Origin of the sequence: Marivirga sp. (assembly GCF_024636815.1) — a bacterium.
Classification (GTDB): Bacteria; Bacteroidota; Bacteroidia; order Cytophagales; family Cyclobacteriaceae; genus Marivirga.
On record NZ_JAGXGF010000203.1, the window covers coordinates 1 to 6,850 of the forward strand.

At 32.0% G+C, this 6,850-nt stretch carries 6 protein-coding genes and 1 pseudogene; 5 read left to right on the plus strand and 2 right to left on the minus strand.

Annotation, left to right across the window (positions count from 1 at the left end; genetic code table 11):
• The 4 genes and pseudogenes from Q0L29_RS14620 to Q0L29_RS14635 all read left to right on the plus strand — a co-directional run.
• Window positions 1-591: pseudogene (locus Q0L29_RS14620) on the plus strand (restriction endonuclease subunit R); the annotation flags it as partial.
• Window positions 591-1,298: a M48 family metallopeptidase gene (locus Q0L29_RS14625; protein ID WP_296622860.1), complete on the plus strand. Its 708-nt coding sequence runs from the start codon at window positions 591-593 to the stop codon at window positions 1,296-1,298. The pseudogene Q0L29_RS14620 and the gene Q0L29_RS14625, both read left to right, overlap by 1 nt.
• Before the next feature lie 30 nt (window positions 1,299-1,328).
• Window positions 1,329-2,297 (plus strand): hypothetical protein, encoded by a 969-nt coding sequence (locus Q0L29_RS14630; RefSeq protein ID WP_296622862.1) that lies wholly within the window; start codon window positions 1,329-1,331, stop codon window positions 2,295-2,297.
• A 151-nt stretch (window positions 2,298-2,448) separates the two neighbouring features.
• The gene (locus tag Q0L29_RS14635) at window positions 2,449-3,051 is read left to right on the plus strand and encodes a recombinase family protein (RefSeq protein WP_296622863.1); all 603 of its coding nucleotides are present in this window, start codon (window positions 2,449-2,451) and stop codon (window positions 3,049-3,051) included.
• 26 nt (window positions 3,052-3,077) lie between these two features.
• On the opposite strand, the gene Q0L29_RS14640 is transcribed toward Q0L29_RS14635, so the two are convergent.
• A complete protein-coding gene (locus Q0L29_RS14640) occupies window positions 3,078-4,463 on the minus strand; it encodes a DUF262 domain-containing protein (RefSeq protein WP_296622865.1) in 1,386 nt (461 codons plus the stop codon).
• Window positions 4,464-4,758: 295 nt separating this feature from the next.
• Between Q0L29_RS14640 and Q0L29_RS14645 the strand changes: the two genes are divergently transcribed.
• The gene (locus tag Q0L29_RS14645) at window positions 4,759-5,586 is read left to right on the plus strand and encodes an ATP-binding protein (RefSeq protein ID WP_296622867.1); all 828 of its coding nucleotides are present in this window, start codon (window positions 4,759-4,761) and stop codon (window positions 5,584-5,586) included.
• A 380-nt stretch (window positions 5,587-5,966) separates the two neighbouring features.
• Here Q0L29_RS14645 and Q0L29_RS14650 read toward each other — a convergent pair whose 3' ends face one another.
• A complete protein-coding gene (locus tag Q0L29_RS14650; RefSeq protein WP_296622869.1) occupies window positions 5,967-6,656 on the minus strand; it encodes a hypothetical protein in 690 nt (229 codons plus the stop codon).
• Window positions 6,657-6,850 lie beyond the last annotated feature (194 nt).

Genomic DNA, 6,850 nt, shown 5'->3' on the forward strand with positions numbered 1-6,850 from the left:
CTGGTAAATGTGTTTGATAAAGAGGAACGCCAGGCAGAAATTGAAAAGATAACAGGTAAAGCGGCCCAGGCCGACCACATTGCCAGTAGGACCATCAAGGCAATTAATGTGAAGATGCAGGAAGACCCAGTGTACTACAAAAAGCTGGCAGATTTGATTAAGGATACCATTGCTGAATATTATCATAAACGAATTACTGAAGCTGAGTTTTTAAAACGTACCCAGGAATATGAAGATAAATTTTTCAATGGGAGGTCAGAAGATGCACCAGAAGCTATAGCTGGTAATGATGCCGCAATGGCATTCTACAATTTCAGTAAGTCAATATATGATAACAGGGCCGATGCTCCAGAAGCCTTCCACATAGAGACCAGTTTGGCAACTGATAAAACTGTAATGGACAATATCTACATCAACGGTAAAAAGGTGATAGAATGGCATAAGGATGACGATGTTGTGGGGAAAATAAACATTTCTCTTGGTGATTCCATTTATGAAATACTTCAGAAGTATAATATGGATACCGACTGGAACCAAATTGAAAATTTAATAGAAGAGAATATCAAAGTAGCAATTTTGAAATACAAGTAATGGTTAAAGATAAAATCCAATATGGGAAATCAATCATTGATTATGAGTTGAGTTATTCTGAAAGAAAAACATTGGGCATTAAGGTTCATCCTGATAAATGTGTTCAGGTCATAGCACCCATAAATACAGATTCTTCAGAAATAAAGGAAAAGCTGCGGACCAAAGCCGCCTGGATTTTAAGACAACAGGATTTCTTCTTGTCCTTTCACCCTATTACACCCGCACGAAGATATGTTGGTGGGGAGACTCATTTATATTTAGGAAAGCAATACCGTTTAAAAATAATGTTGGGTGATAAAGAATCCGTAAAACTCAATGGCGGTAGACTTGAGGTTACCTTAAATGATTTGGAAAACAAACCCAAAATAAAACGATTGTTGCAATCTTGGTATAAATCTAAGGCAGATGTTCATTTCAATAAGTTGTTTGATGATAGTCTACATGTATCAGAATACCTATATGACGGAGCACCCACATTAAAATATCGATGGATGGAAAAACGTTGGGGAAGCTGTGACCGAAATGGAACAATTCATTTAAACCTGGAACTTATTAAAGCTCCAAAGACATGTATTGAATATGTCATCATACATGAAATGTGCCACCTAGCTCATCTAAACCACAGTTCCGCATTCTATAAGCTATTAGATAAAATGTATCCTAATTGGGGAGAGACTAAAGATAGGCTTGAGCGGTTAATGGTGTAAATTAATATTACAATTTTTAAATTTTAAACTATGGATAATTCTTTTCAAAATGGACAAATCAAAAGAAAATTGATTGAAAGAAGCAACTTCCAAGGTCTTGGAAAACACTATTTTAAAAAAGCCATGGAGAAAATCCTAATCAATGATTTTGACAATGCAAGTATGTATATAAAGGAAGGTTTAAATTATTTAAGTTGTGACTGTAATAATGATAAATGGGTTGAACAATCAGGTATTGTTACAATTGTAGACTGGGAAGATTTTTTTTCTAAAGGTTTAAAAACTTCTTCAGATTCCTATTTATTTACTTTCTCCTACCTTTCATTATTTTCACCAGATTCTTACATCAAAAAGTATATCAACCACTCACTCTCAGCTATAAATAAATATCTTGAAAATAATGATTGCAAATATGGTTATTACGTTAAAGCTCGGATATTGACTCATAATAATGAGGTTCACAAGGCGATAGCTATTTTCAAAGATAAATTTGAATACCCATCAAATCCCCCATTGGTAAAATATAGATTAGGGAGACTTGATGAAAGTCTAGAGGGTTTTATTTCTTTAATTGAAGCTTTTATGTCAAATCCATCTTGTTCCTGCACTATTAGAGAAATTTACGAAAGATTTCATGAAAAAGTGGATAGTAATGGGCGAAGAATAATAAAAAATGAAAATTATATTAAAGGAAAATTGTGTAAAGCATTTAGTGTTAATAATAATTTTAGAGAATTCATGCGACTTTATATTATGATAATTGATAATATGCCGAATCTCAATTTCCACTTGATGACAAAACATACTGATGATTATTTTTCGGGGTTTTTTAATTATATCCTAAAACTATACAAATCTAATTTTGCTTTATTAAAGAGAATTAATTGGCAACCAAATGAAAAAAATCTAAGACCCATGTCCTTAAATAATAGTGTTGATGATGAAGAAACAATTATGAGGGCACTACAGAATGGTCAAGGGGATAAATTTGGTTATTGACAGATGTTCAAATTTAGATTATATCTATTTCGTACCTCTTAATTAAGATTCATCGGATACGGTTTTCCTGGGGCTACAGGTATTCAAAAACAACCACCCTAAATTTATACAATAAACTATAATTGTCTATCTTTGTTGGAAACCAGTTCCAATGAAAAAAGCACGTTATAACCGTATCTCTAGTTCCAATCAAAAACTTGAACGTCAATTGGTACGTAACCATCCCGATGAAATCATCTTTAATGATACAATAAGTGGAGCTATAGCATTCAATGAGCGACCTAAGGGGAAAGAATTAATTGAAGGCATCCAACTAGGTAAAATAGATTTCGTTTCGGTAGCTGCGGTAGATAGACTGGGTAGAAATCTTTATGATGTTTTAACTACTCTCGAGTATTTTACGGCAAATAATGTAATACTTAGAGTTGATAATTTAGGTTTAGAATCCATGGTTGATGGGAAGCCTAATCCTGTTTTTAAGCTTATAATATCAGTGCTCGGCAATGTTGCAGAGATGGAACGAACCAACTTAAGAGAACGACAATTAGAAGGTATAGCAATCGCAAAAGCTAAAGGTGCTTATAAAGGTAGGGAGCGAGGCACATCGATGAGTAAAGAAGATTTCCTAACCAAACATAAACATGTCGTAAAAGAGGTAATATCTCATCCAGAGTTATCTATTCGTAAGTTAGCCAAGATAACTGGTGTGAGCGTTGGAACTGTTCAGAATGTAAAAAAAACAATGGTGAAATAGATTTCTATTTCACCATTGAATATAAATTAATTAGATTCCTCAAGATGTTGACGATTATTTTTTTGTCTATTAAAATATCTAAGGACTAGTTGAGCATTCTTAAGCTCCGTTTTCCCACCCTTAGAATATGGGATGATATGGTCAACCTCAGAATCTTCTATTGCTAATATTTGCTGGCCTGATATAGCACACGTGGGATTCTCCTCAAATAATTTTTTCTTTATTTGATAAGTAAAAGTTCGCTTCTCATATTCATTATTCCCAATAATTTCATCTAGCTTATTAAACCATATTTTAAATCTGGTTTTTAATACTGTTTTATCCGAGGTTTGAATAAGTATTGATTCAATAAATTCAATATTATTAATCATTAAATCTAACATCGCTTCTCGTATAAAATCAGCATTCCTCAAAACTTCATTTTTAGAATAATTTGCAAATCCACACATCTGAATATCATAGAGGGCCATATTAATACGTGTGGCAATCCATTTTCCCGAATCATTTTCTGTATCACCAGGAACATATCTTCTAAAAGCATTCCCACCGAAAACAACTTTTACCATGTCGACGGAATCAAGAAATTTATTTCTATATTCTTTTGCCTTTTCATCGGTTAAATAACGATTATCACGAAGTTCTTTATTACAAAACTGCTTCATACTTGGTTTATAATTCAAGTACGTTTTTTCACTTAAAGCAAAAAACCGAAGTATCATTCCACGATATATCATTCTTTTCTTGTAATTATCTTTTCTTACAAGTTGGTGATAAGTATCGTTATCCTCTAATTCGGAAAGAAGACGAACGTATTCTCCTCGGTAAACTGTATTTCTAATCTCATCTTCATTTAATTTGATAGAACCAGTATTCAATCTTTCGAAGATTTCAAATTTAACGTCCTCATTAGATTCCTTTTTAATAACAATAGTGTGAAGGGTCGTAGTTCGAATTTTATTTTGATGTTCTTTCTCTAAATCTGTAAAAGACTTGCGATTCAATTCCTTAAATACGGTGAGTCCAGTTAGTTTAAATAGTTCACCATTAGGAAATTTTCCATTAATAAATGATAGAAAAGAGGTTAGTCTTTGTTGACCGTCTATAACACTATATGTACTATCCTTTTCTTCTGCTAAATAAATAACAGGTATAGGAACTTCCATTAGAACTGATTCTATAAGTTTACTTGCGATTTTAGGTGTAGCTACAAAATTTCTTTGATATTCAGGCTGTAGTTCTAAGTCACCATCTTGAAGCATTGATGAGAACTCTCTAATGGAAAAATCTTTAGCTTGCCATATAATTTTTCTCTCATCCTCTTCTTGTTCAAGTTCTAATTCATTGTCATCGCTGACATCTAGGAATTCTTGTTCTTCCTCATTTTGTAATTCTTCAAGAGTTTTCTGATTCATATTATTGAATTGGTTATAGTTAGAAAATGAAAACATTTTAGGGGATGTTTAATCGAGCTTAAATATAAAATAATATTTTTTATGATTATTATTTTACCCCAAGCCAGAAACTACAAAATCACATTGTCATGATTTTGGGTATCCAATTAAAATGGTACATCTCTAATTTTTTATAAATGTGTGCTAGATTTCTTTAATAATAAGTATTTCAAAAGCAAATATTAAATATTTTAATGATTATGCTATATTGCCTTAATTAAATATAGAAGGTCAATAATTTTAAGCCATCCACAACATGGACAATATTCAATTTGAAGGAATTTCAGCAGATGAAGCATTTAATGCCCCCACCAAAATAAATTTTACTGTCGTACCTGGTTATTACACAAAACATAATAAATCCAGTCAATATTTAACCACATTGTCACATGATAAATTCTCAATAATCAAAAATGGAAGTAAATTGGTAGACGGCTTTGAAGTATTGAAATTAGGCGATACTGGAACTCTGGTATCGGAAGGGGGAAGGATTAAAATTATCACTAAAACAAGCCTAGTAAAGAGTGGATATCCAACATTAGGATATAAATACTATTCTGCTCGAGGTTTAATGAAATTTACCTCAGGTAGTAAAAAATTATATGAAGGTGAAAATATACTTATTAGAGGGGCTCATGGTTCTGGTAAAACTACTTGTGCAACCGAAATTGCCAATGGCTTTCAAAAGAACGGCTTCCAATTATTTAGAGTTTTGTTTGGTCAAAGAAGAGAAGATTCTTTAGGTAACAATACAAAAAACATTAGTTCATCTGCAACTATCCACAGGCAATTAGATGAGTTTTACTATTATTTGAGCGATGTTGTAAGAGAAGCACATGCAGGAAAGAAAGTTTGTTTAGTAATTGATTCAATAGATAGATTCATTCTAGACCAATATGAACATTTACCTAAGGAAGCAAATAAGGTTCTCAATTTAGTGACCAGTATATTTAGCCTTTCAGGTGTATATACTAATGGCTCTATAACAATTATTTGCACAAAAAAGAATCACCCAATAATTAAGTCCAATGAAATTGTCAACACTTTGAATAATGTATACGATAAATCAATAGATTTAAGTTAACTGGATTCGTTTGATATTTAAATAAATAATAAATGTGCATATATCTATTATTCTTTCATCCTCTGGGTATATTATTAAAAGTAAACAAATCAGAATCCAACTTGTTAATTTCATCTACAAAATCCTTTGCTTTGGAGATTAGGTCTCTTTTGTCATAAATCTTCCGCATGGGATTCTGCAAAAGAACCAATCGGTTGCAACAGAAATTAATCTACATTCTGATTTATCAATTAGAAAGTTAGCCAAGATAGCGGTGGTGAGTGTTGGGACCTTACTAAAAGTAAAAACACTTACTACCGAAAATGTAACTGAAAAGTGAATTACCTCTAACGCATAACGAAGACAATTAAAGAATTCAACAGGACTTAAACAACAAATTCTTAATATCCAAATCTATCTTGTTCTCCATCTTGAAAAGACCTCATTACTGTCGCCTCTTCATCATCATTAGAATGAGATAACAGAGATGGTCTTCCTGGCTTCGGGGGCATATAATGTGGGCTTTTATAAACATCTATACAATGAGAGGATAATATATCAACCGCTCTTAGAATAATATCGAGATTAGAGTTTAATTTTATTAAATATATTAAGTTTTTTAATTGGTCTGATTCATTGATTGGTGAATAAACGTCAAATGAAAATAACACAGGGGTTAAGTAATCATCATCTTCCTTACAGTCATTAAAAAAACCTCTAATTTCTCTACACAAAACCATATCCTTTTCCCTAAAATATTCATTAGCTAATCCAGCTTTAATGACCTCCTCTTTTAGTTTCTTGAATGACCTTTCGGATGCTAGTATTGACTCTGAGTGTTCAACATTTTCAGAAAACGCGGAAAAATCTATGGAGTTTTTATAACTATTAAAATCAGATTCTAAACTTTGAACCAACATTTGAAACTCCTGAAGACTGTGGTTGTTTAATTCGCTATAGAAAAGTTCTATTTTTTTCAGATTAATCATGACTGGCTCCCATCGTTCCAAAATTTGTTTTTTTCTCAATTTACGTTTAGCCAATCGCTCCTTACTCTCTTTCTTTCTAAGCTCTTCTAAATTTATAGTCATTTTTATCATATTGAATCCAAATCAAATTTAATAAAACAAGTTGTCCTTTTTAAATTTTATAAATTTCTGAATCTATCTTATTTATCTCATCAACAAAATCTTTAGCTTTTGAAATCAAGTCTCTCTCATCATAAATCTTTCGCATGGGATTCTTAGGCTTCTTATCAGGGTGTGTCATTTGGTCGACTACATCC